Origin of the sequence: Virgifigura deserti (genome assembly GCA_003576685.1) — a bacterium.
Taxonomy (GTDB): Bacteria; Pseudomonadota; Alphaproteobacteria; order Dongiales; family Dongiaceae; genus Virgifigura; species Virgifigura deserti.
Window position 1 is genome coordinate 161416 of sequence record QOZR01000004.1, and the last position, 20178, is coordinate 181593.

Here is a 20178-nt window from a genome sequence, read left to right on the forward strand (position 1 = left end):
GTTCATCGGAGATGTCGCCTTGCGCTGGCATGCCGCTGCCGCTGCGCTATACTCCGGCCGCATCTCGGGGCAGCAACTACCAGGGGAGCGGACGAGGGTGACGACCCAGAACATCGCGTTCGTCGCCGCCGATACGGAGGAGGCGCAGGCCGCGCGACAGCGGCTCGCGGCGCGCTATCCGTCGACGGACCCGGAGAACGCCGACGTGATCGTCGCGCTGGGCGGCGACGGATTCATGATCGAGACCCTGCACCGCTCCATCAAGCGGGGCGTGCCGATCTATGGGATGAACTGCGGCACCGTCGGCTTCCTGATGAACCAGTATGACGAATCGGATTTGCCGGCGCGTCTCGCCGTCGCGCAGGTCGCGCGGCTGCACCCGCTGGCGATGACGGCGCGCACCATCGAGGGCAAAACGGTCCGGGCACTCGCCCTCAACGAGGTGTCGCTGCTGCGCGAGACCCGTCAGGCGGCGAAGATCGGCATCCGGATCGATGGGGTGGTGCGAATGCCGGAACTGGTCTGCGACGGCGTACTGGTCGCGACCCCGGCCGGCAGCTCGGCTTATAATCTGTCGGCGCACGGGCCGATTTTGCCGATCGGCTCGAACGTGCTGGCACTGACCCCGATCAGCGCCTTCCGACCGCGGCGGTGGCGTGGCGCCCTGCTGCCGCACAGCGCGGAGATCACCTTCGTGATCCACGAATCGGCCAAGCGGCCGGTCAGCGCCGTCGCCGACTATACCGAGGTGCGGAACATCGCCGAGGTCCGGGTTCGTGAGGACCGGGGCACGGTGCTGAACCTGCTGTTCGACCCGGCGCACAATCTCGAAGAACGAATCCTGATGGAGCAGTTCCAGGCATAGCCGCTCGCCGGGCTAGCAGTTCGCCTCGACCCGATTCGCCCCCTGAACCGTCAGCGCCGCCGCTACGGCCTGTTCGAGCTGCTGGCCGTAGAAGGGCTTGCGCAGATAGCCGGCCGGCCCGGTCGCCTGCGCCCGGTCCATGATGGCACCTTCGGAATAAGCCGTGACATAGAGGATCGGCACCGTCGCGATCGCCCGGAGCGCCTGCGCCGTCTCGATACCGTCCATCGGCCCGCGCAGGGTGATGTCCATCAATATGAGGTCGGGCACCTGCTTCGCCACGGCCTCCAGCGCGGCCCTGCCCGAAGCGACCGTGCCGAGAACCTCATAGCCGGCGGCGGTGAGCATCTCGGCCATCGAGAGGGCGACCAGCGCCTCGTCCTCGACGATCAGAAGACTCGCCCGCTCCCGCCCTTCCGAACGCACAAGGGACCGGAGGTCGCCGGACTGCTCGGCTGTCAGCCGGTCGACGGCGTCACGCGTTACGATTGGTGCCGATTGGAAAGCCATGAGAGTTCCAGATTTCGCTCGGGCTGTTTTCATCGGGACGTAACATTTGTTTCTAGTAACGTGACAAAGCTGACAAAGTTCCAGGCCGACCACAGGAAAATTGGTCGCTCGCGACGACTCGTTGAGCGATCGAGCTACAGCGCTGCATGAACTTTAAGATTTTTTTGCGGAGAACGATAGGAGAGCCGGCTAACCTGCTATCAGCGTTTGCTTTTCCGTGATTCCGCTCAGCGGCATCCGGTCTCGTCCCGCGCATAATCGACGATGGCGGCGACGAGCCGATCGATGTCGGCCTTGAGCGCGTCGAAGCCTGCCGTCTTCTCGACCCGCGCCTCGTCCATATAGAGGCGACGATTCACCTCGATCTGCAGGCTGTGGCGGCTCGCCGCCGGATCGCCGTGCCGCGTGACCAGCTCGGCGCCCTTGAACGGATGGTTCACGGCGACGCTGTAGCCGAGCTCCATCAGCGTTTCGCGGACCATTTCCGTGAAGCGCGCGCTGCAGGTCGTGCCGTCCCGGTCGCCGAGCACGAAATCGTCCCGCGCCTTGCCCTTCAACGCCGCCTTGCCCCGTCCGGTCCGCTTTCCGAGCGCGCGCATCGAGTGGCAGTTGACGTGCCAGACCGCGCCGAACGATTCGTGGGCACGGTCGAGCATGGCTTGAAGCTCGGCATGATAGGGCCGATGAAAGCGGGCGATCCGTGCCTCGACCTCGGCGACGGTGAGCCGGCGGTCATAGACCGGCGTCCTCGCCCGGATCAGCCGCCGGACCAGTCCCAACCCGCGCTCGCAGCGTTCGCTCGGCAGCACGGGATAGGGCCAGGGCTCGTCGAACAGATTGAGGTCGATCTCCGCCTCATGGCGGTTGGGATCGATATAGCTGCGCGGGAACAGAGCCGTGAGCAGCGAGGCGCCGCGGCGCGGCGCGTCGGCGAACAACTCGTCGACGAACGCGTCCTCGGCCCGCCGCAGAATATCGAACGGGGCGGCGAAGGCGAAGTCCGCCGGATAGACCGTCCCGCTATGCGGCGAGTCGAAGACGACCGGCGCGGCCGGGCATTCGGGCGGCGGGTCATGACGCGCCAGCACCTCGGGAATCATGTAGCAGGACAATGATCTGCACCTCTCCTCTCGGCGGTGGCCCGACGTCTCGTGATCCCCGACTTCTGATGATGCAGGGCTGGCGCGACCGCCGAGGCTCGGCCATAATTGCGACCTTCGAAAATAGGCTATCAATGCCAACGATCGGAAGAGTCCAAGTGCCCCAACTCGTCACGAGTCTCGACATGATCCGACGGCTGGTGTCGTTCGACACTACCAGCCGCAACTCCAATCTCGAATTGATCGAGTTCGTCCGCGGCTATCTCGGCGAGCTCGGGATCGAGTGCCGCCTCGTCTTCGACGAAGGAGGCGGCAAGGCGAATCTCTATGCGACGCTGGGCCCGACCGACCGGCCGGGCATTGCGCTCTCCGGCCATACCGACGTGGTGCCGGTCGACGGGCAGGAGTGGCACACCGATCCCTGGCAGGTCGCGGAGAAGGACGGGCGACTTTACGGCCGCGGCACGAGCGACATGAAGAGCTTCCTCGCCGTCGCCCTGGCGATGGCGCCGGACTTCCTGAAGCGGGACCTGAAGACGCCGCTCCATCTCGTCATGTCCTATGACGAGGAGGTCGGCTGCGTCGGCATCCGCCGGCTGCTGGAGGTGCTGCGCGACATGCCGATCCGGCCGGCGGCCTGCATCGTCGGCGAACCGACGGATATGAAGGTGATCGTCGCCCACAAGGGAAAGAAGAGCGTGCGCTGTCGGGTGCGAGGCTTCGAGTGCCATTCGTCGCTGGCCCCGCGCGGCGTCAATGCAGTGGAGTTCGCCGCCGAGGTGATCGCCTATCTGCGGCGCATGGGACACCGGATCGCGACCGAAGGCGCCAGGGACAAGGAGTTCGATATTCCCCACACGACGGTCCATACCGGGCTGGTCCATGGCGGCACGGCCCTGAACATCGTGCCCAAGGACTGCAGCTTCGATTTCGAGTTCCGCTACCTGCCCGGCGACGATCCAGAGGCAATGCTGGCCGAGGTGCAGCGCTTCGCCGAGCAGGAGCTGCTGCCGGCGATGCACGCGGTCGCGGTGGACACCGGCTTCAGCTGGGAGGAGATCTCCGCCTTCCCCGGCCTCGACACGCCGGAAGAGGCGGAGGTCGTCGCGCTAGCCAAGGCGCTGAGCGGCGGCAACGACGTCGGCAAGGTTGCCTTCGGCACCGAGGGCGGGCTGTTCCAGAATATCGGCATCCCGACGATCATCTGCGGTCCGGGCAGCATCGACCAGGCGCACAAGCCCGACGAGTTCGTCAGCCTCGAGCAGATCGCGCTCTGCGAGCGGTTCATGCATCGGCTGATGGACCGCGTTTGCGAACCGGCGGCCTGAGCGTCCCGCATGGCATCAAACATTCGCGCGGCGGTGTTCGACCTCGGCGGCGTGCTGATCGACTGGAATCCCCGCTATCTCTATCGAAAGCTGTTCGACGGCGACGAGGCCGGCATGGAGGCGTTCCTCACCGAAGTCTGCACCCCGGCCTGGAACGAGGAGCAGGATGGCGGACGCCCCTTCGCCGACGCCGTCGCCCTCCTCGTCGCCCAGCATCCGACCCATGCCGCGCTGATCGAGGCCTATGATGCACGGTGGGAGGAGATGCTGGCCGGGCCGATCGCCGGATCGGTCGAGATCCTGGCGGCGCTCAAGGCGCAGCGGATGCCGCTCTATGCGCTCACCAACTGGTCGGCGGAGAAATTCCCGATCGCCCGCCGCCGCTTCGACTTCCTGCAATGGTTCGACGGCATCGTCGTCTCCGGCGAGATCCGCCTGAAGAAGCCGGATCCGGAGATCTTCCGGCACCTGCTCGACGGCTTCGGCCTGACCGCCGGCGAGACGCTGTTCATCGACGATTCCGAGCCGAACGTGGCGGCGGCACAGGCCGCGGGCATGACGGCCCTCCGCTTCCGCTCGCCGCAGGCGCTGCGCCGGGACTTGACGGCGCTCGGGCTGCTCGACGGCCCGGAGCGACCATTGGAGGCTCAGGGCATCCCGACGAATCCGTGAAGGCTGTCGATTTGGTTTTGCGTTCCATGATCTCTCCCGGGATCTCTCCTGACCCGACCATCGAACCCTGCCCGATCGAGCTGCAGGCGCCGGACATCTCGCCTTACCGCGACGGCAACACTGGCGTGCCGTTCGTGACGCGCTTGGACAGCGGCCGGCCCGGCCCGCATGCGCTGGTGACGGCGCTGGTCCACGGCAACGAGCTTTGCGGCGCGGTCGCTCTCGATTTTCTGTTGCGGAACGAGATCCGCCCGATTGCCGGCACACTCACCCTCGCCTTCGCCAATACCGATGCCTTCGCCCGGTTCGACCCCGGCAGGCCGACCCAGTCGCGCTATGTCGACGAGGACTTCAACCGCCTCTGGTCGCCGGCCGTGCTGGACGGCCGACGCCACAGCAGCGAGCTGCGCCGCGCGCGGAGCCTGCGACCGGTCGTCGACCAAGCCGATTTCCTGCTGGATCTTCACTCGATGCAGCATAAGACGGAGCCGCTGGCTCTGGCGGGTCCGCTGGAGAAGGGCCGGCGCCTGGCCCGGGCGATCGGCTTCCCGGCCGTCGTGGTCTGCGACCCGGGCCATGCGTCGGGCCGACGGCTGCGCGACTATGGCGCGTTCGCCGACCCCGCCAGCCCGCGCAACGCCCTGCTGGTCGAATGCGGCCAGCATTGGGAGCGTAGCAGCGCCGGCGTCGCGATCGACATGGCGCTGCGCTTCCTCCTGCATCTCGGCACGATCGATCCCGCGATCGCCGCGCGCCATCTGAGCGGGACCGTCCCGGCGCAACAACGAATCGTCGAGGTGACCGAGGCGGTCATCGCCCGATCCGACCGGTTCCGCTTCGCCGCGCCCTATCGCGGCCTCGAAGTGATCGCGGAAGCCGGCACGGTGATCGCCGAGGATGACGGCCGCCCGGTCGTCACGCCCTACGACTCCTGTGTGCTGGTGATGCCGACGCGCTGCCTCGTCCGCGGGCAGACCGCCGTTCGCCTGGGGCGATTCATCGCGTGAGACTGCAGGAGTCCCTCTCCGCGGCGGCTAATCGCCGCCGTCTGCCCGCAATCCTGCTGGCGCTCTCGATCGGCACCGCCGGCGGAGCGCTCTTCCAGTGGCTGGGCCTGCCGCTGGCCTGGATGCTGGGGGCAATGACGGCCACGACGATCGCGGCGGTGAGCGGCCTGCCGATCGCGCTGCCGATGCGGCTGCGCAACCTGATGGTGGTCGTGCTCGGGGTCATGCTTGGCAGCGCCTTCACCCCCGACCTGCTGGAGCGGCTGCCGCAATGGACCGGCAGCCTGGCGGCGCTGTTCCTCTATGTCGCCGTGGCGACGGCGTTGTGCCAAGTCTATTACCGGCGGTTCGGCGGCTATGATCGCACCACCGCCTATTTCGCGGCAGCGCCCGGCGGCATCACCGAAATGATCCTGGCCGGCAGCGCCTTGGGCGGGGACGAGCGCGCGATCTCGCTCAGCCACGCCGCGCGCATCCTGCTGATCGTGCTCGTCCTGCCCATCGGATTCCAGCTCTTCGGCGGCTACGAGCCGGCCGACCGGCCGCCGCTCGGCGACGCCGCGTCGACGATTCCGCTGCAGGACGTGGCGATCCTGCTTCTGTGCGGTGTCGTCGGCTTCTTCGCGGCGCGCCGCGCCCGCCTGCCGGCCGGCGCCCTGGTGGGGCCGATGGTGCTGAGCGCTGCCGTTCATCTCAGCGGCCTTACGGACTCGCGGCCTCCGGGAGGGCTAGTCGCCGCCGCCCAGCTGGTGGTCGGGGCGAGCATCGGCACCCGCTTCGTCGGCATCCTGCTTGCCACGATCCTGCGAGCGCTGGCGCTGGCCGTCGGTGCGACGGTCCTGCTTCTGGTCATCACCGCCGCCTTCGGCCTGGCCTTGCATGCCCTGACGGGTCTGCCGACCCAGGCGGTGCTGCTGGCCTTCGCGCCGGGCGGCGTCGCCGAGATGAGCCTGATCGCCCTCGCGCTCGGGATCGACGCGGCCTACGTCGCGACCCATCACGTCATCCGGATCTTCATCATCGTCGTGGCGGCGCCGTTCACCTTCCGGCTGCTGCGGTGGCACCGACCGAGACGCGAATAGGACAGCGGCCTTCCGAGGCCGCGACCGAATCCTTAAACTGCCTCCACCGGCGTTCGCGCATGACGGAGCGATCATCCGATGAGTTGCCTATGGGTCTTCGGCCTGCTTGCCCTTGCCCTCCTCGCCGCTCCGGCGCGCGCCGCCTCGCCCGCCGGCGATGTCCCACGGACCTGGGATGGCGCGTCGGCGTTCGTGCGGATCGAGGACGAGGATTATCGCTGGGTCGTGATCGGCGGGCTGGCCCGGGCGGCCTATATGGGTCGCATTCTCAAGTCGCTGACCGCCGCGGAGCCGCGCGGCGTGATCATCCACCTGCATGACTGCGGCGATCCGGGCCGCCAGCTCGACCTGCGAAGCCAAGCGCGGTTCATGGCGTCGCTGGGCTATGTCGTCTTCGTGCCCGACAGCCAGAGGCGCAAGAATCGGCCGATCACCTGCGACCTGGAACGCCGGCTGCGGTTCGCCGACGCACCGGTCCGGGCGGTGCAGGAGATGCGTGAGCAGGAGCTTGAATACGCTCTCGCGCGCGTGCTGGCCTTTCCGTGGGTCGATCCGGAGCAAATCTTCATCTCGGGATATGGCGAGGGCGGCGACGCGGTCCTCGATTACGCGCCGGACACGACGCGTCCGGCGATCCGCGGCCGCATCGCCATCGGCGCGACCTGCCGGCTGGGCGTCAGCCTGCGGGACACCACCCCGACCCTGATCCTGATCTCGCGAAACGACCGGTGGCACCGCCACAGCGGATGGCCGACGGCCGGCGGCCTCTGCCGCCACCGAAGCGGCGGCAGCCGCTATGTCGAGATCTTCGAGCCGGACGGCACCCTGCACGACGCCCTGATCTATGGCGAATCACGTGTCGCCCTCTGGAACTTCCTCGTGCGGGCGAGTTTCTAATCCCGCTCTCGAAGACTCCCGATTGCCGCACGGGCGCTCTCGATCAGCGGCGCCGTCGTTTCCGGTCGGTTGAGGAAATCCGCCCAGGCGAAGAGGTCGGCAATCCGGGCGATGCGCCGCCATTCCTGCGGAAGCACGCCTCCCGCCCGGCAATAGCCCTCCGTCACCTCCGCGAAGAACGTCTCGACTTCCTGGAGCGGCGGCCGCAGGAGATTGCCGAAATCGAACGCCGGCGATCCGCTGAACGCAAACTCCCAGTCGAGCACCGCTGCCACCTCCCAATCGTCCGACTCCGCGCTTTGCCGGATCAGGATGTTCGAGCCGTTGAAGTCCGCGTGGACAAGGCACGGCTGGTGCAGCCACTCGTCGAGCAGGTGCCCTTCGCGTTCCGCGACGGCGAAGGCATCGGCGGTGAGCTCCGGGCCGAGCCGCCGGCCACCACGCCCCTCGATCAGGCAGTGCCGGAGATAGGTGAGCAGGCCGCCCGCATCGATGTCGATCCGTTCGGGCACGCGCAGATCGGCATCGAAGAAGCCCGGCTTGTCGAAGGTGAAACTGTGGATGGCCGCCAGCGTGCGGCCGACGGACGCGCCGAGCGTCGTCAGGGCGCTGTCGTCGAGCGTCGGCACGACCGTTTCGAGATGCTTGCCGTCGATCCACTCCATAAGAGCGTAGGGGCGCCCGGTGACGGGATTGTCATGGGCAAAATGGATGAACCGCGCGACCGGCACCCGCGAGGCGATCTCCCGGCCGAGCCGCATCTCCTTGAGGGCCAGTGCCGGGTCGCGCTGGTAAAGCCGGAGCAGAACCGGTTCGGCGCGGCCGGAAAGCTCGACCCGGATGTTGGTATTCATGAGGCCGCCCTTGGTGCGCTCGATCCCGGCAACCTCTGCATCCGGGAAGACCGGTCGGAGCAACAGGCCCACCGCGGCATGATCAAGCCGCAGCTCCGGCGTGCTCCGTGTCCAGCGCTCCCTCACAGGCCCACTCTAAAGCCAATGCCTCGCACGCATCCATAAGATTGGAGACTGTCGGTGCCGTCCGGGGGCCTTGCGGCAATTCAGCTCTCGACCTGCCAGCTTCCGTCCGGCTGCCGGCAGGCGGTGCCGTACCCGGTCTCGGTGCGGCCGCCGACGACGATCGACGTCTGGTATTCCCGGCAGTAGCGTCCCGGAGCGGCTTCATAGGTGCGCGTCGGCACGACATAACCGGAATTGCCGCTGTTCGGGTTCTGCCAGCGAACGGAGCGTCCGTCCGGATAACTCTCGAACGCCGTCGACGCGGCCTGAGTCGCATAGATCCGGTCAGCGCGGTCGAGCGACCGGCCGACCTCGTTGCCGATGAAGGCGCCGAGCAGCGTGCCGACGCCCGTCGCGATCAGCTTTCCCCGGCCGCCGCCGATCTGCGAGCCGGCAAGCCCGCCGGCCACCGCGCCGAGAAGCGTCCCGCCGGATTCCTTCGATCCGTAGTGGGAGGTGGAACAGCCGCCGAGGGCAATCACCAGAACGGCAACGAGCGCGGAATGGATCAGTCTCATGAGGGAGTCCTTTGCGTCGAAAGGTTGCAAACGCGCGCAAAGTGACATCGGCGGACTGAACCGGACATGAGCGGCCCGTTCATCCACCATTCATGTTCGGAGAAAAGTTAAAACGCCGCTAGAGTACGATCCGATCAGGTTGGCCCAACCTGATCGATGAATCGTCCTCTAATTCAAATAATTAGAGCCTGATCCGATCACATCGATCCGATGTGATCGGATCAGGCTCTAGCGGCGGGCGCGGATTCCGCCGGGGGAAGAACGAGAAGCGCGCAGAGCCCGCCCATCGGCGCTCGCTCGAGCGCAACCTCGCCGTTATAGAGTTCCGCGATCTCGCGGACGATCGCGAGACCCAGGCCGTTTCCGGGAACCGTCTCGTCCAATCGCTTGCCGCGGCGGAACACGGCGGCGCGCTGATCATCGGCGAGGCCAGGTCCATCGTCCTCGATCTTGAAGACGAGATAGCCGCTCTTGAGAAAGACGGTGAGCCGCACCTGTGATTTAGCCCATTTGCAGGCATTATCGAGCAGATTGCCGAGCATCTCCTCCAGATCCTGCCGCTCGCCCCGGAACTGCAAGGCGCGCCTTTCCGACAGATCGACCTGGATGTTGCGCCCAGGATACATCCGCCCCAGCGTCCGGCAGAGATCGTTGACCACCGGCGGCACCGCCGTCCGGGCACCGAGCAGTTCGCTCGTCGCCGCGGTGCGCGCCCGAGCGAGATAATGATCCACCTGCCGGCGCATCACCCCGACCTGGCGCTGCACCGTATCGGCGAACGGCCCCGTCGCCCTATCGGCGTCGTTCGTCAGGATTGAAAGCGGCGTCTTGAGCGCATGGGCGAGATTGCTGACATGGGCACGAGCGCGTTCGACCACAGCGGCGTTATGCTCAAGCAAAACATTAATTTCATCAGACAGGGGGTTTATTTCGCTTGGGAAACTTCCTTCGAGCCGGGTCGCCTGGCCAGAGCGTATCGCAGCGATCCCGGCGCCGACGCGGCGCAACGGCCGCAGGCCGTACCGCACCTGAATGAAGACGGCCGCAAGCAACCCGAAGCCGAGCGCGCTCAGGGACCATGTCAGCGCCTCGTTAAAGGCCCGCATCTCGTCGCCGATCTCGCGATCGTCCGCAGCGACCTGGTAGCGGAACCGATCGGCCGACCCCGGCAGGCTGATCGTGCGCGCGACGGCCCGGAGCGACAGACCCTCGGGCCCACGGATATCGGACCGGCTGACCGGGCCATCGAACTCCCCGTCGGGGGACAAGCCTCGGGGCAGCGTCTGGTCCCAGAGCGAGCGAGATTGAAGCAGAATCTCGTTTCCAGCCGATATCTGCCAGTACCAGCCCGAATAAACTTGATCGAACCGCGGCTCGCCGATCGGGCGGGTCAGGACCAGCCTGCCCTCCTCGTCGATCTCGGTCACCGCGATCAGACTTTCGAGCAGGACGGTCAGATGCGCGTCGAAGCTGCGCACGACATAGTCCCGGAAAAGCGCCGACAGCAGGAGCCCGCCGACCACGAGCGCCGCCGCGATCCATAGGCCGGCCCCGGCAATGAGTCGCAGGGCCAAGGAACCGGCCGGATGCCAGGGCGGTCGCCAAGATCGCTGCTGGGAGCGCCCCTGGGACCGCCCCTGGGAGCGCTGCTGGGATTGCCGAACGGATGGCTTCATTCGGCGGCCCCGGCGATCGGGAGGGCCGCAGCCCGAAAGATCGAGGTTCCGGTCATGACTCGGCGCCCGGCGACGTCATCCGATAGCCGAGGCCGCGGGCAGTACTGATCAGGTTGACGCCAAGCTTCTTCCGCAGGCGACCGACAAAGACCTCGATGGTATTGGAATCCCGGTCGAAATCCTGATCGTAGATATGCTCGGTCAGCTCGGTGCGGGAGACGATCCGGCCCTGGTGGTGCATCAGGTAGGACAGCAGCCGATATTCCTGGGCCGTCAATCTGATCGCGGCACCATCGACGGTTACCCGCGCGCTGCGCGTGTCGATGGCGAGCGGCCCGCAGACGAGCTCGGCCGAGGCATGTCCAGCGGCGCGGCGAATCAGCGCCCGAACCCTGGCCAGAACTTCCTCCATTCGGAACGGCTTGGCCACGTAGTCGTCGGCCCCGGCGTCGAATCCGGCCACCTTCTCGCTCCAGCGGTCGCGGGCAGTCAGGACCAGGACGGGCATGGCGCGGCCGGCCCGCCGCCATCGGTCGAGGACGGTGAGGCCATCGATGACCGGCAGGCCAAGATCGAGGACGACGGCATCATAGGGCTCCGTCTCCCCGAGAAAGAGCCCCTCCTCCCCATCCGACGCCAGATCGACCGCATAGCCGGCCTCCTGCAGGGCGCGCATCAGCTGGCCCGCGAGGCTGGAATCATCCTCTACGACGAGCAAACGCATATCCTTCTCCGCAGAGTCTAATCCCCCGTCTAATTCCGCCGGCCCTTCACCCGCAGGACCTCCGCCGTCCGCGCATCCACCGCCAGGGCCAGAACCTCGCCGTCGCCGGTCAGGATCTTGATCTGGTAAACCCAGCGGTCGCGACCGGATTCATCGAGCTCGGCATCGAGAACGCGGCCGTCGAATTGGCGCCGCACCCGCTCAAGGATGTCCTGCAAGGGCCGGATCTCCCCCGCCTTGACCGCCGCCCGCGCCCGCTCCTGCGCACTTTCGGCGCAGGCCGGCGCGGCCGTCAAGCCGACCAACAATGCCAAAAGCAAGCTAAGACTACGCATAGGGAGAGCCTTACGGCTGCGTCGCTGAACAGCGGGTGAACAAAGCGCGGGCACATCCGGCGACTGTAGCAGCTTGTACCCCCACGCCCCAACCTGTGGCATAATTGTCACAGAAGCAGGCCGCGATAACGTGATAGGTGGATCGCCTTGAACCAATTCTGCCGTTACGCGTTCACTCCACCTTGAGATGAGCGTTAATCATCATGTTCTTCCCTATTGGCCAAAATTCGGATCGGCGCGACCGGCACGAATCCGGCGATCGCCGTCTTGTCGTCAGCCGGGGCTGTTGTTCGGTGGGCGACGAGTCTATACTCCGGCTTCGACCGTATCCGGTTTAAACGCCGCCTGGGGCAATGTGGTTTTCGCGTTTTTCTTGCAAGCTTTTATGGATTACTATGAACAGGTAAGTTTATCGAATCGGTTGAATGTAAGTCCAAGTTTAACCGGTTTGATCGAAAATCCGCCCCTCCGGTCAGTCAACACACATGCGAGGAAGGCGGTGCCGCAGGTAGAGGCAGATCAGGTGCCGGAACGGCCCCACATGATTCCGGCCAAGATAGCGGCAGTGCAACAAACCTGGTTTGCGGAGGTACAATAAGGTGTCCGGAGAATCCTTCAGAGCTATCGCGAAGTTCCTATGGGTTGGTATCGCTGCAGTCGTCCTCGCGGCATGCAGCGCGAGCACGGGCCTACCGCCGGCGCCGGAGACGATTCAGTCGTCCGCCACCGGGGCCGCCGACTATCGCGTCGGCCCGCTCGATACCGTGCAGGTCTTTGTCTGGAACGCACCGGAATTCTCGGTCACGGTGCCGGTACGACCCGACGGCAAGATCTCGACGCCGCTGATCCAGGATCTGCAGGCGGCCGGCAAGACGCCGTCCCAGCTCGGCGACGAGATCGAGCAGCGGCTCCGCCAATATATGCAGGACCCGGTCGTGACGGTGATCGTCAGCAACTTCTCCGGGCCGTTCGATCAGCAGATTCGCGTGGTCGGTGAGGCGACGGAGCCGCGCGCCATCCCCTATCGCGCCAATATGACGCTCCTTGACGTCATGATCGAGGTCGGCGGCCTGACCGACTTCGCGGCGGGCAACCGCGCCGTTATCGTCCGCCGCGCGGGCGAGCAGCAGCAGACCTATAACGCCCGCCTCGACGATCTGCTGAAGGAGGGCGACATCTCCGCCAACGTCCCGGTCATGCCCGGCGACGTGGTGATCATTCCACAAAGCTGGTTCTAGCAACGCGCTAGGGTGCCGAGGCGATGCTGCCAGATACGATCAACCCGAAAGTTCTGATCCAGTACTATCTGTCCGAGCTGTGGGCGCGCCGATGGCTGGTCGTCGGCGTCGCCTGGCTGGTCAGCATCATCGGCTGGACCATCGTGGCGATGATGCCGGATCGCTACACGGCGACCGCGCGCATCTATGTCGACACGCAGAGTCTGCTCAACCCGCTGATGAAAGGCCTGGCCGTCAGCCCGAACATCTCGGAGCAGATCGAGATCATGCGGCGTACGCTCCTGACGCGGCCGAACCTGGAAGAGCTGCTTCGCATGACCGATCAGGATCTCGGCATCGACAGCCCGGAGGCGGCGGAGGCCAAGATCCGGGCGCTGCAAATTCAGCTGCAGCTGATTCCGCAGCGGGACCAGCTTTTCGAGGTGATTTATGAGAACAACGATCCGGAGCTGGCGCAGCGGGTCGTCCAATCGCTGCTGACGATCTTCGTCGAGCAGAACCTCGGCACCAGTCGCCAGGACATGGCGAGGGCCCGCCGCTTCATCGACGCCCAGATCGCCGAATATGAAGGTCGGCTCCGCGAGGCCGAGGCCAGCGTCGCGGAGTTCAAGCGGGACAACGCCAGCGAACTGAACTATCAGGAGCGATATAGCGGGCGGCTGCAGCAGGGCGAGTTCGAGATCCAGCGGCTGGAAACGGCGTTGCAGTCGGCGATCTGGCAGCGCGACGAGCTGCGGGCCGAACTTGCGCGGACGCCGGAGACGGTCGCCAGCACGGCGACCGCGACATCGCCCGCGCAGCAACGCCTGGAAGAGCTGCAGCAGCAGATGACGGACCTGCGCCTCCGTTATACGGCGGAGCATCCGACCGTGATCAACCTGCAGCGCATGATCGATTCGACCGAGCAGCAGGTTGCCAACGAGCGCTCCGGCGCGCTCCAGTTGCCCAATCCGGCCTATCTGCAACTCGAGGGGGAAATCGACCGGATGGAGCGCGAGATTCGGCTCACCGAACGTCGCCTGGAGACACAGAGGGCCGAGGTGCAGATGCTGCGCCAGCGCATCCAAGAGGTCCCGCCGGTCGCCCTCCAGTTGGCTCAGATGACGCGCGATTACGACGTTCTGCGGCAAAACTACGACCGGCTCATCGAGCGCCGTGAATCCGCACGACTGGCACAGAATCTCGATGATCAGACGACGAACGTGGAGTTCCGGATCGTTGAGCCGCCGGTCGTTCCGCTACGGCCGAGCGGACCGAACCGCCCGCTGTTCTTCACGGGTGTCCTGTTCGCCGGGCTCGCCGCGGGCGTCGGCATCGCGCTGGTCCAGATTCAGCTCAAGGACTCGTTCTCCACCATCGCGCAGTTGCGCGACGCCTTCAGCGTCCCGGTGCTCGGCAGCCTGTCGCTGGTGCAGAGCACGGTTCGTGACCGGCTATACCTCGTAGACGTCTCGGCGCTCGCCTTGAGTCTGGTGGCGCTCGTCGGCGTCTTCGGCGCCCTTGTGCTCCTCTTCCCCGATCTGGTTGGTCTGTCGAATAGCGTCTACGGTCAACTCCAGACGCTGTGGTCATAGCCACGCGCCCGCAGCAGGAAAGGGAGCTGAAACCAACATGAGTCTGATCGACAAGGCCGCGCAGCGCATGGGTCGATCCCGGACGGACTCCCTGCTCGAGCGTGCCGCGGCCCGGGGCTTTGCCTCGGGACAATCCGCCCGCGAGCAGCAGGAACCGCAACCCTCGCCTCAATCGCCGCCGCCCCAGGGTGCTCCCCAAGGTGCTCCCCAGGGCACTCCCCGGGTTTTCCCGGAAGCCCCCGAAGCCCCGATCGGTGCTCCGGCACAGCGCCGGAGCACCGAGATCAAGATCGATCTGGCCCGGCTGAAGGCGCGAGGCTTCATCTCACCGGACGGCCGGCGGTCCCGGCTTTCCGAGGAGGTCCGCCTGATCAAGCGACGCCTGATGCAGCGCATGACGCTGTTCGCGCGCGAGAAGGTGGGCGACGCCGACGAAACGCTCGGCCACGTCATCATGGTGACGAGCGCCCGCCCCGAGGAGGGGAAGAGCTTCCTCTCGCTCAACCTGGCGCTCAGCTTCATCGTCGATGAAGGCTACAACGTGCTGCTGATCGACGCCGACATCCTGCGGCCGACGGTCTTGAGCACCCTCGGCCTCAAAGCGAACAAGGGACTGGTTGACGTCCTGCGGGACCCGACGCTCGAGATGGCCGACGTCCTGTTGCGCGACCACTCGCTGCGGTTGACCTTGCTGCCGTCCGGCGAGCCCGTCGCCTCGGCGACTGAACTGTTCGGCGGCCCCCAGATGCGGGAGTTCGTGGAGAAGATCGCGCGACGCTATCCCGACCGTGTCATCATCTTCGATGCGCCACCCGTGTTGGCGAGCACCGAGCCGCTTGCCATTGCCCAGCATGTCGGGCAAGTGCTGTTCGTCGTGGAAGCGAACCAGACGTCACAGCGCGCCGTGCAATCCGCCCTCGAACTGCTGGAGCCTTGCGATAATGTCAGCTTCGTCCTTAACAAGGCTACCACCCCAGGTAGCGCCGAAGAGTTCGGAACCTACTATGACGCCTATCAGGAGAAGAAGGTTGACACTACCGAACCGAACTCGACGCCTTCGACCTGACCTCGGGATGGCGAGCGGATTCGATCGCGTGCCGACGCGGATCGCATTCCTGAGCGCCTGCGCCTCGGCGGTCGTCGTTTGGATGACAGCGCCTGCAGCCTGGTCGGCCGAGGTCACGGTGTCGAACTCGGCGTCGACCTCGGTGACCTATACCGACAACGTCGACCTCGATCCCGATGACGAGGCCGACGAAGCGATCATCTGGACCAACACGGGCGCGACGAGCATTCGCGCGCTTGGCGCGCGCTCCGACGTCGCCGTGGATGCCGGCCTCAGCCTCGACACGATTTTCGAGGACGACACCGATGTCGAACTGCGCCCCGACATCCGCGCCCTCGGCACGTTCGAGTTGCTGGAGGAGCGTTTCTTCGTCGATGCGCGCGGATCGGCCAGCACCGAACTCGAGAACCCGTTCAGCGCGATATCCGCATCGCCGGGATCCGGGCGTGAAAACGAGACCACCGTCTACACGGTCGGCATCAGCCCCTATCTGGTTCAGCGGTTCGGCAACTGGGCCACTTCAGAGCTGCGTTATCGCCACGACCGCGTCTATATCGAAGAAGACGACCTCGACAACACGATCACTAATGCCGCCAGCCTGCGGACCGAGACCGGCAGCCGCTTCAACCGCCTGCTTCTGACCAACGACCTCGAATATGAGGACGTCAATGCCGACGACGAAGAGGACGACCTGACGCGCGAGACGGCGCTCCTGTCCGGCCAGTACCTGCTGGTCCGGGAGTTTTCGCTCCTCGGCACCGTCGGCTATGAGAAGATCGAGTCTGACGATCTGCGCGACGACATCGACGGCATCGTCTGGAACGCCGGCTTTCTCGCCCGCCCCGGCCCACGGACCGAGTTCCAGTTCACCTATGGCCGTCGCTATGATCAAACGGACATTGCCGCGTCGGCGCTTTATCTGATCACACCGCGCCTGACCTTTCGGGCGAACTACGCGGAAAGCCTGGTCATCGGCGCAACCAGTGTCGGGACGGACGATTTCGGCTTCATCGTCGACGAGAACGGTGTGATCATCGACCCGCGCACCGGCTTGCCGGCCAACCTTTCCGAAGATCTGGGCCTCGAGGACGACACCTATCTGGCCGAGCGCCTGCAGGCCTCCCTCGCCGGCGTGTACGGGCGCAGCGACTGGGTCCTGCTGGCGACGCACGAAAGCCGCAAGTTCGACTTCCAGTCGGACGAGACGCTGATCACCACGTCGGCCCAGTGGAACTATGCCCTCACGGAGAGCACCCGCGTCGGCACCTACTTGGCCTATCGCCTTGCCGAGGTGGATTCCCCGGCCTCGAACGACACCGATACGGCCTTGGCGCGGATCCAGCTTTCGCACGATCTGGCCGATAATATCGCCACATTCGCCGCGTACAGCCGATCCCAACGTTGGGCCGATAACGAGAGCAGCGAATACACCGAAAATGCCGTGACCTTGGGGCTACGGGTGGCGTTCTAAGCATGTATGAAGAGTTTTACCGCCTGTCCGGACCGCCGTTCAAGCTGAGCCCGGACCACCGCTTCTTCTATCGAAGCCACAGCCACAGGAAGGCGATGTCCTACCTGAAGTTCGGGCTTCACCAGGGCGAAGGCTTCATCGTCATCACGGGCGCTGTCGGAACCGGGAAATCGACGCTGGCGAGCCAGCTGTTTTCGGAACTCGATTCGACCGAGGTGATCGCCGCACAGATCGTCACCACCCAGATCGAGGCAGACGATGCGGTGCGGATGATCCTGTCGGCCTTCGAGATTCCGGCTTCGACCCCCGACAAGGCGGCGCTGCTGCGCGCTCTCGAGTCCTTTCTGGTGCAGCAGCACAAGCTCAACCGGCGCGTGCTGCTGGTGGTCGACGAGGCGCAGAACCTGCCGATGCGGACGATCGAGGAGCTGCGCATGCTCTCCAACTTCAGCGTCGGCGGTCAGTCGCTGTTTCAAAGCTTCCTCCTCGGCCAGCCGCAGTTCAATGCGCTGCTGGCAAATCCGAACCTCGAACAGTTGCGTCAGCGGGTGATCGCCTCCTACCACCTGGAGCCGATGACGACCGAGGAGACACGCGAATACATCAGGCATCGCCTGACGATGGTGGGCTGGCAGGACGACCCGGCGATCACCGACGGCGCGTTCGAGCGGATCTTCACCGAGACCGAGGGCATCCCACGCCGGATCAACACGCTGTGCAACCGCCTCCTGCTGTTCGGCGCGCTGGAGGAGACGCATCTGCTCGACGAGCATGCGGTCGAGGAGGTGATCGACGATCTGCGCAAGGAAGTCGCGGAGGGTGTGGTCCGACGCCCGCAGAAAACGAGCGAACCGATCGCGGAGCCGGTTGCCGAGCCGATTCGGCCGAGCCGCCCCTTCACCCGCACGAACGGCCATGCCGGCGAGATCGGGAGCGGCGCGATATCCGGTGGCGAGATTCCGCCCGAGCTGAACGCGCGCCTCGATCGGCTGGAGCATATCGTGTCCCGCCACGAGCAAGTCATGCGAGAGGTCCTGGAGACCGCCGTCAGTTTTCTTTCCATGCCGTTCCTGCCGGGCCGCCGGCCCGGCCAACCCCCGGACGACGATGATCAGATCGACTGAGCAGTATGCTGCACCGGTGGTGGACCGCCCTGCCGCGGGGGGCCGGTCCGTCAGTGCCCGGCCCGCGAATGCCCGACTTGTCAACGCGATGTCGGTCGACGTCGAGGATTATTACCAGGTCTCGGCGTTCGCCGGCACGATCGGGCGGGCGGATTGGCCGAGCTATCCGTCGCGCGTCGAGCAGAACACGCGGCGCATTCTCGACCTTTTCGCTGAAACGAACGTACGCGCCACCTTCTTCATGCTCGGCTGCCTCGCCGAGCGCCATCCGCACCTCGTCCGGGAAATCGTCGAGCAGGGTCACGAGCTGGCGAGCCACGGCTATTCGCATTATCGGGTGTTCGAGCAGACCCCGGCCCAGTTCCGCGACGACGTGTCGACGACGAAGAAGATCCTCGAGGACACCGGCGGTGTCGCCGTGAACGGCTATCGCGCCGCCAGCTTCTCGATCAATCGCGATACTTGGTGGGCCTTCGAGGTGCTGGCGGAGGCCGGCCACACCTACAGCTCGAGCGTCAATCCGATCCAGCACGACCATTACGGCGTCCCCGACGCCGATCGCTTTTCCTTCCGCCCCAACGGCTCGGCCTTCACCGAGATTCCGATCACGACCGTAGAGGTGCTCGGGCGACGCCTTCCTTGCGGCGGGGGTGGCTATTTCCGCCTGTTCCCCTACCAGTGCTGGCGCTGGGGCCTGCGTCAGGTCAACGGGTCCGATGGACGCGCCGCGGTCTTCTATTTCCACCCCTGGGAGATCGACCCCGAGCAGCCGCGCATCGCCGGCGCCTCGCGCCGGTCGCAACTGCGCCATTACACAAATCTCAAGATCATGGAAGCCAAGTTGCGCCGGGCGCTGACGGATTTCTCCTGGTCCCGAATCGATGAGGTCTTCCTCGGCGACGGCAGGGGCGACGGCAGGATCGGCGCCGTCAGCTGAATGTCGGTCACCATTCATGAGCTGAGCGACGCGGAGGAGACGCTCTGGGAGGCATTCGTGCAAGCCTGTCCCGGAACGACCTTCTTCCATCGCGCCGGCTGGCGTCGCGTCGTGGCGCAGAGCTACGGCTACCGGAGCTATTTCCGCTTTGCCCGGCGTGACGGCGCTATCGTCGGCATTCTGCCGCTGGTCCATGTCAAGACGCCGTTGTTCGGCAATGCGCTGATCTCGACGGGGTTCGGGACCTATGGCGGCATTGCCGCGCTGGACGAAGCCGCGTCCGTGGCGCTCGCGACCGATGCGGCCGATCTGGGCCAGACGCTAGGCGTCGATTATGTCGAGCTTCGGCACCACGCACCGGTCTCGGCGCTCGACTGGCCAGTCAAGGCCGACGTCTACGCCACCTTTCGCCGGGAGATCCTCGAGGATGAAGCCGCCGGCCTCAAAGCGGTGCCCTCCAAGCGGCGTTACGACCTCAGAAAGAGCCTCAAGAACGGGCTGTCCGTCGAGGTCGACGCCCCGATCGACAGCTTTTACCGCATCTATGCGGAGAGCCTACGCAATCTCGGCACGCCGGTCTTCCCGAAGCGGTTCTTCGTCAATCTGAAGCGAGAGTTCGGGGATGCGACCGAGGTAGCCGTGGTGCACGGCCCGGACGGACCCGTCGCCGCGGCGACCAGCCTGTTCTTCAAGAACGAGGTCACACCCTATTACTCCAGCGCGCGACCGGCCGCGCGCCGGCTGCACGCCTATGACTTCATGTACTGGAGCCTGATGCGCCGGGCCGTCGCGCGGGGCGCGTCGGTCTTCGATTTCGGCCGCAGCAAGTTCGGTACCGGATCGTTCGACTACAAGGTGTTCTGGGGCTTCAAGCCGGAGCCGCTGCACTACCAGTACCGCCTGATCCGGAGCGGGGACATCCCGAACGTCAACCCGCTCAACCCGAAATACCGCCTCTTCGTATCGGCGTGGCAGCGGCTGCCGCTGCCGGTCGCGAATCTCGTCGGCCCGCATATCGCGCGACAGCTCGGGTGA

The 20178-nt window shown here is 65.6% G+C and carries 20 protein-coding genes; 13 read left to right on the forward strand and 7 right to left on the reverse strand.

The genetic code is table 11. From position 1 onward, the window contains the following. Positions 1-97: 97 nt before the first annotated feature. Positions 98-865, forward strand: coding sequence for an NAD kinase (locus DT069_RS08535; RefSeq protein WP_119459882.1), 768 nt, complete (start codon positions 98-100; stop codon positions 863-865). A 12-nt stretch (positions 866-877) separates the two neighbouring features. On the opposite strand, the gene DT069_RS08540 is transcribed toward DT069_RS08535, so the two are convergent. Together DT069_RS08540 and DT069_RS08545 are read right to left on the reverse strand one after the other, a co-directional pair. Further along, positions 878-1375 (reverse strand): response regulator, encoded by a 498-nt coding sequence (locus DT069_RS08540; protein WP_162913063.1) that lies wholly within the window; start codon positions 1373-1375, stop codon positions 878-880. Between the two features lie 227 nt (positions 1376-1602). Further along, positions 1603-2487 carry an N-formylglutamate amidohydrolase gene (locus DT069_RS08545; RefSeq protein WP_425450103.1) on the reverse strand — a complete coding sequence of 295 codons (885 nt, stop codon included), beginning with the start codon at positions 2485-2487 and terminating at the stop codon, positions 1603-1605. Between the two features lie 146 nt (positions 2488-2633). Here DT069_RS08545 and argE point away from each other — a divergent pair, with 146 nt between their 5' ends. The 5 genes from argE to DT069_RS08570 all read left to right on the forward strand — a co-directional run bounded on the left by argE (position 2634) and on the right by DT069_RS08570 (position 7461). Then, a complete protein-coding gene (gene argE / locus DT069_RS08550) occupies positions 2634-3803 on the forward strand; it encodes an acetylornithine deacetylase (RefSeq protein ID WP_425450104.1) in 1170 nt (389 codons plus the stop codon). 9 nt (positions 3804-3812) lie between these two features. After that, complete coding sequence (locus DT069_RS08555; RefSeq protein WP_119459886.1) at positions 3813-4475, forward strand: HAD family hydrolase; 663 nt, start codon at positions 3813-3815, stop codon at positions 4473-4475. Positions 4476-4501: 26 nt separating this feature from the next. Further along, entirely contained in the window at positions 4502-5482 is a 981-nt protein-coding gene (locus DT069_RS08560) for a M14 family metallopeptidase (RefSeq protein ID WP_119459887.1), read from the forward strand. Continuing rightward, a complete protein-coding gene (locus tag DT069_RS08565) occupies positions 5479-6564 on the forward strand; it encodes an AbrB family transcriptional regulator (protein WP_425450105.1) in 1086 nt (361 codons plus the stop codon). Before DT069_RS08560 ends, DT069_RS08565 begins: the two co-directional genes overlap by 4 nt. Before the next feature lie 78 nt (positions 6565-6642). After that, positions 6643-7461 carry a dienelactone hydrolase family protein gene (locus DT069_RS08570; RefSeq protein WP_119459888.1) on the forward strand — a complete coding sequence of 273 codons (819 nt, stop codon included), beginning with the start codon at positions 6643-6645 and terminating at the stop codon, positions 7459-7461. On the opposite strand, the gene DT069_RS08575 is transcribed toward DT069_RS08570, so the two are convergent. From DT069_RS08575 to DT069_RS08595, 5 genes are all read right to left on the reverse strand, one after another. Beyond that, positions 7458-8441, reverse strand: coding sequence for a phosphotransferase family protein (locus DT069_RS08575; protein WP_119459889.1), 984 nt, complete (start codon positions 8439-8441; stop codon positions 7458-7460). The genes DT069_RS08570 and DT069_RS08575 overlap by 4 nt on opposite strands. An 80-nt stretch (positions 8442-8521) precedes the next feature. Further along, positions 8522-8998, reverse strand: a complete 477-nt coding sequence (locus DT069_RS08580) for an RT0821/Lpp0805 family surface protein (RefSeq protein ID WP_119460125.1) — start codon at positions 8996-8998, stop codon at positions 8522-8524. Between the two features lie 221 nt (positions 8999-9219). Further along, positions 9220-10572, reverse strand: coding sequence for an ATP-binding protein (locus tag DT069_RS08585; RefSeq protein WP_162913064.1), 1353 nt, complete (start codon positions 10570-10572; stop codon positions 9220-9222). A 154-nt stretch (positions 10573-10726) separates the two neighbouring features. After that, positions 10727-11398 (reverse strand): response regulator transcription factor, encoded by a 672-nt coding sequence (locus DT069_RS08590; RefSeq protein ID WP_119459891.1) that lies wholly within the window; start codon positions 11396-11398, stop codon positions 10727-10729. Positions 11399-11427: 29 nt separating this feature from the next. After that, positions 11428-11733, reverse strand: coding sequence for a PepSY domain-containing protein (locus tag DT069_RS08595; protein WP_162913065.1), 306 nt, complete (start codon positions 11731-11733; stop codon positions 11428-11430). A gap of 599 nt (positions 11734-12332) precedes the next feature. On the opposite strand from DT069_RS08595, the gene DT069_RS08600 reads away from it, so the two are divergent. The 7 genes from DT069_RS08600 to DT069_RS08630 are packed head-to-tail and all read left to right on the forward strand — an operon-like array spanning position 12333 to position 20178. Then, the gene (locus tag DT069_RS08600; RefSeq protein ID WP_119459893.1) at positions 12333-12971 is read left to right on the forward strand and encodes an XrtA/PEP-CTERM system exopolysaccharide export protein; all 639 of its coding nucleotides are present in this window, start codon (positions 12333-12335) and stop codon (positions 12969-12971) included. Between the two features lie 23 nt (positions 12972-12994). After that, a complete protein-coding gene (locus DT069_RS08605; RefSeq protein ID WP_119459894.1) occupies positions 12995-14545 on the forward strand; it encodes an XrtA system polysaccharide chain length determinant in 1551 nt (516 codons plus the stop codon). Positions 14546-14582: 37 nt separating this feature from the next. Next, positions 14583-15611 (forward strand): P-loop NTPase, encoded by a 1029-nt coding sequence (locus DT069_RS08610; RefSeq protein WP_119459895.1) that lies wholly within the window; start codon positions 14583-14585, stop codon positions 15609-15611. 7 nt (positions 15612-15618) lie between these two features. Next, entirely contained in the window at positions 15619-17082 is a 1464-nt protein-coding gene (locus DT069_RS08615; RefSeq protein WP_162913066.1) for a TIGR03016 family PEP-CTERM system-associated outer membrane protein, read from the forward strand. Between the two features lie 2 nt (positions 17083-17084). Continuing rightward, on the forward strand, positions 17085-18206 hold the full coding sequence (locus DT069_RS08620) for an XrtA/PEP-CTERM system-associated ATPase (RefSeq protein ID WP_119459897.1): 1122 nt from the start codon (positions 17085-17087) through the stop codon (positions 18204-18206). After that, positions 18190-19143 carry an XrtA system polysaccharide deacetylase gene (locus DT069_RS08625; RefSeq protein WP_425450106.1) on the forward strand — a complete coding sequence of 318 codons (954 nt, stop codon included), beginning with the start codon at positions 18190-18192 and terminating at the stop codon, positions 19141-19143. The genes DT069_RS08620 and DT069_RS08625 overlap by 17 nt, the downstream gene beginning before the upstream one ends. After that, complete coding sequence (locus DT069_RS08630; protein WP_119459899.1) at positions 19144-20178, forward strand: FemAB family XrtA/PEP-CTERM system-associated protein; 1035 nt, start codon at positions 19144-19146, stop codon at positions 20176-20178.

Excerpts from the sequence above, each read along its gene's own strand:
- DT069_RS08540 (WP_162913063.1), bottom strand. The coding sequence starts at position 1,375 with ATGGCTTTCCAATCGGCACCAATCGTAACGCGTGACGCCGTCGACCGG.
- DT069_RS08555 (WP_119459886.1), top strand. The coding sequence starts at position 3,813 with ATGGCATCAAACATTCGCGCGGCGGTGTTCGACCTCGGCGGCGTGCTG.
- DT069_RS08560 (WP_119459887.1), top strand. The coding sequence starts at position 4,502 with ATGATCTCTCCCGGGATCTCTCCTGACCCGACCATCGAACCCTGCCCG.
- DT069_RS08570 (WP_119459888.1), top strand. The coding sequence starts at position 6,643 with ATGAGTTGCCTATGGGTCTTCGGCCTGCTTGCCCTTGCCCTCCTCGCC.
- DT069_RS08580 (WP_119460125.1), bottom strand. The coding sequence starts at position 8,998 with ATGAGACTGATCCATTCCGCGCTCGTTGCCGTTCTGGTGATTGCCCTC.
- DT069_RS08590 (WP_119459891.1), bottom strand. The coding sequence starts at position 11,398 with ATGCGTTTGCTCGTCGTAGAGGATGATTCCAGCCTCGCGGGCCAGCTG.
- DT069_RS08595 (WP_162913065.1), bottom strand. The coding sequence starts at position 11,733 with ATGCGTAGTCTTAGCTTGCTTTTGGCATTGTTGGTCGGCTTGACGGCC.
- DT069_RS08605 (WP_119459894.1), top strand. The coding sequence starts at position 12,995 with ATGCTGCCAGATACGATCAACCCGAAAGTTCTGATCCAGTACTATCTG.
- DT069_RS08610 (WP_119459895.1), top strand. The coding sequence starts at position 14,583 with ATGAGTCTGATCGACAAGGCCGCGCAGCGCATGGGTCGATCCCGGACG.
- DT069_RS08615 (WP_162913066.1), top strand. The coding sequence starts at position 15,619 with ATGGCGAGCGGATTCGATCGCGTGCCGACGCGGATCGCATTCCTGAGC.
- DT069_RS08620 (WP_119459897.1), top strand. The coding sequence starts at position 17,085 with ATGTATGAAGAGTTTTACCGCCTGTCCGGACCGCCGTTCAAGCTGAGC.
- DT069_RS08625 (WP_425450106.1), top strand. The coding sequence starts at position 18,190 with ATGATCAGATCGACTGAGCAGTATGCTGCACCGGTGGTGGACCGCCCT.
- DT069_RS08630 (WP_119459899.1), top strand. The coding sequence starts at position 19,144 with ATGTCGGTCACCATTCATGAGCTGAGCGACGCGGAGGAGACGCTCTGG.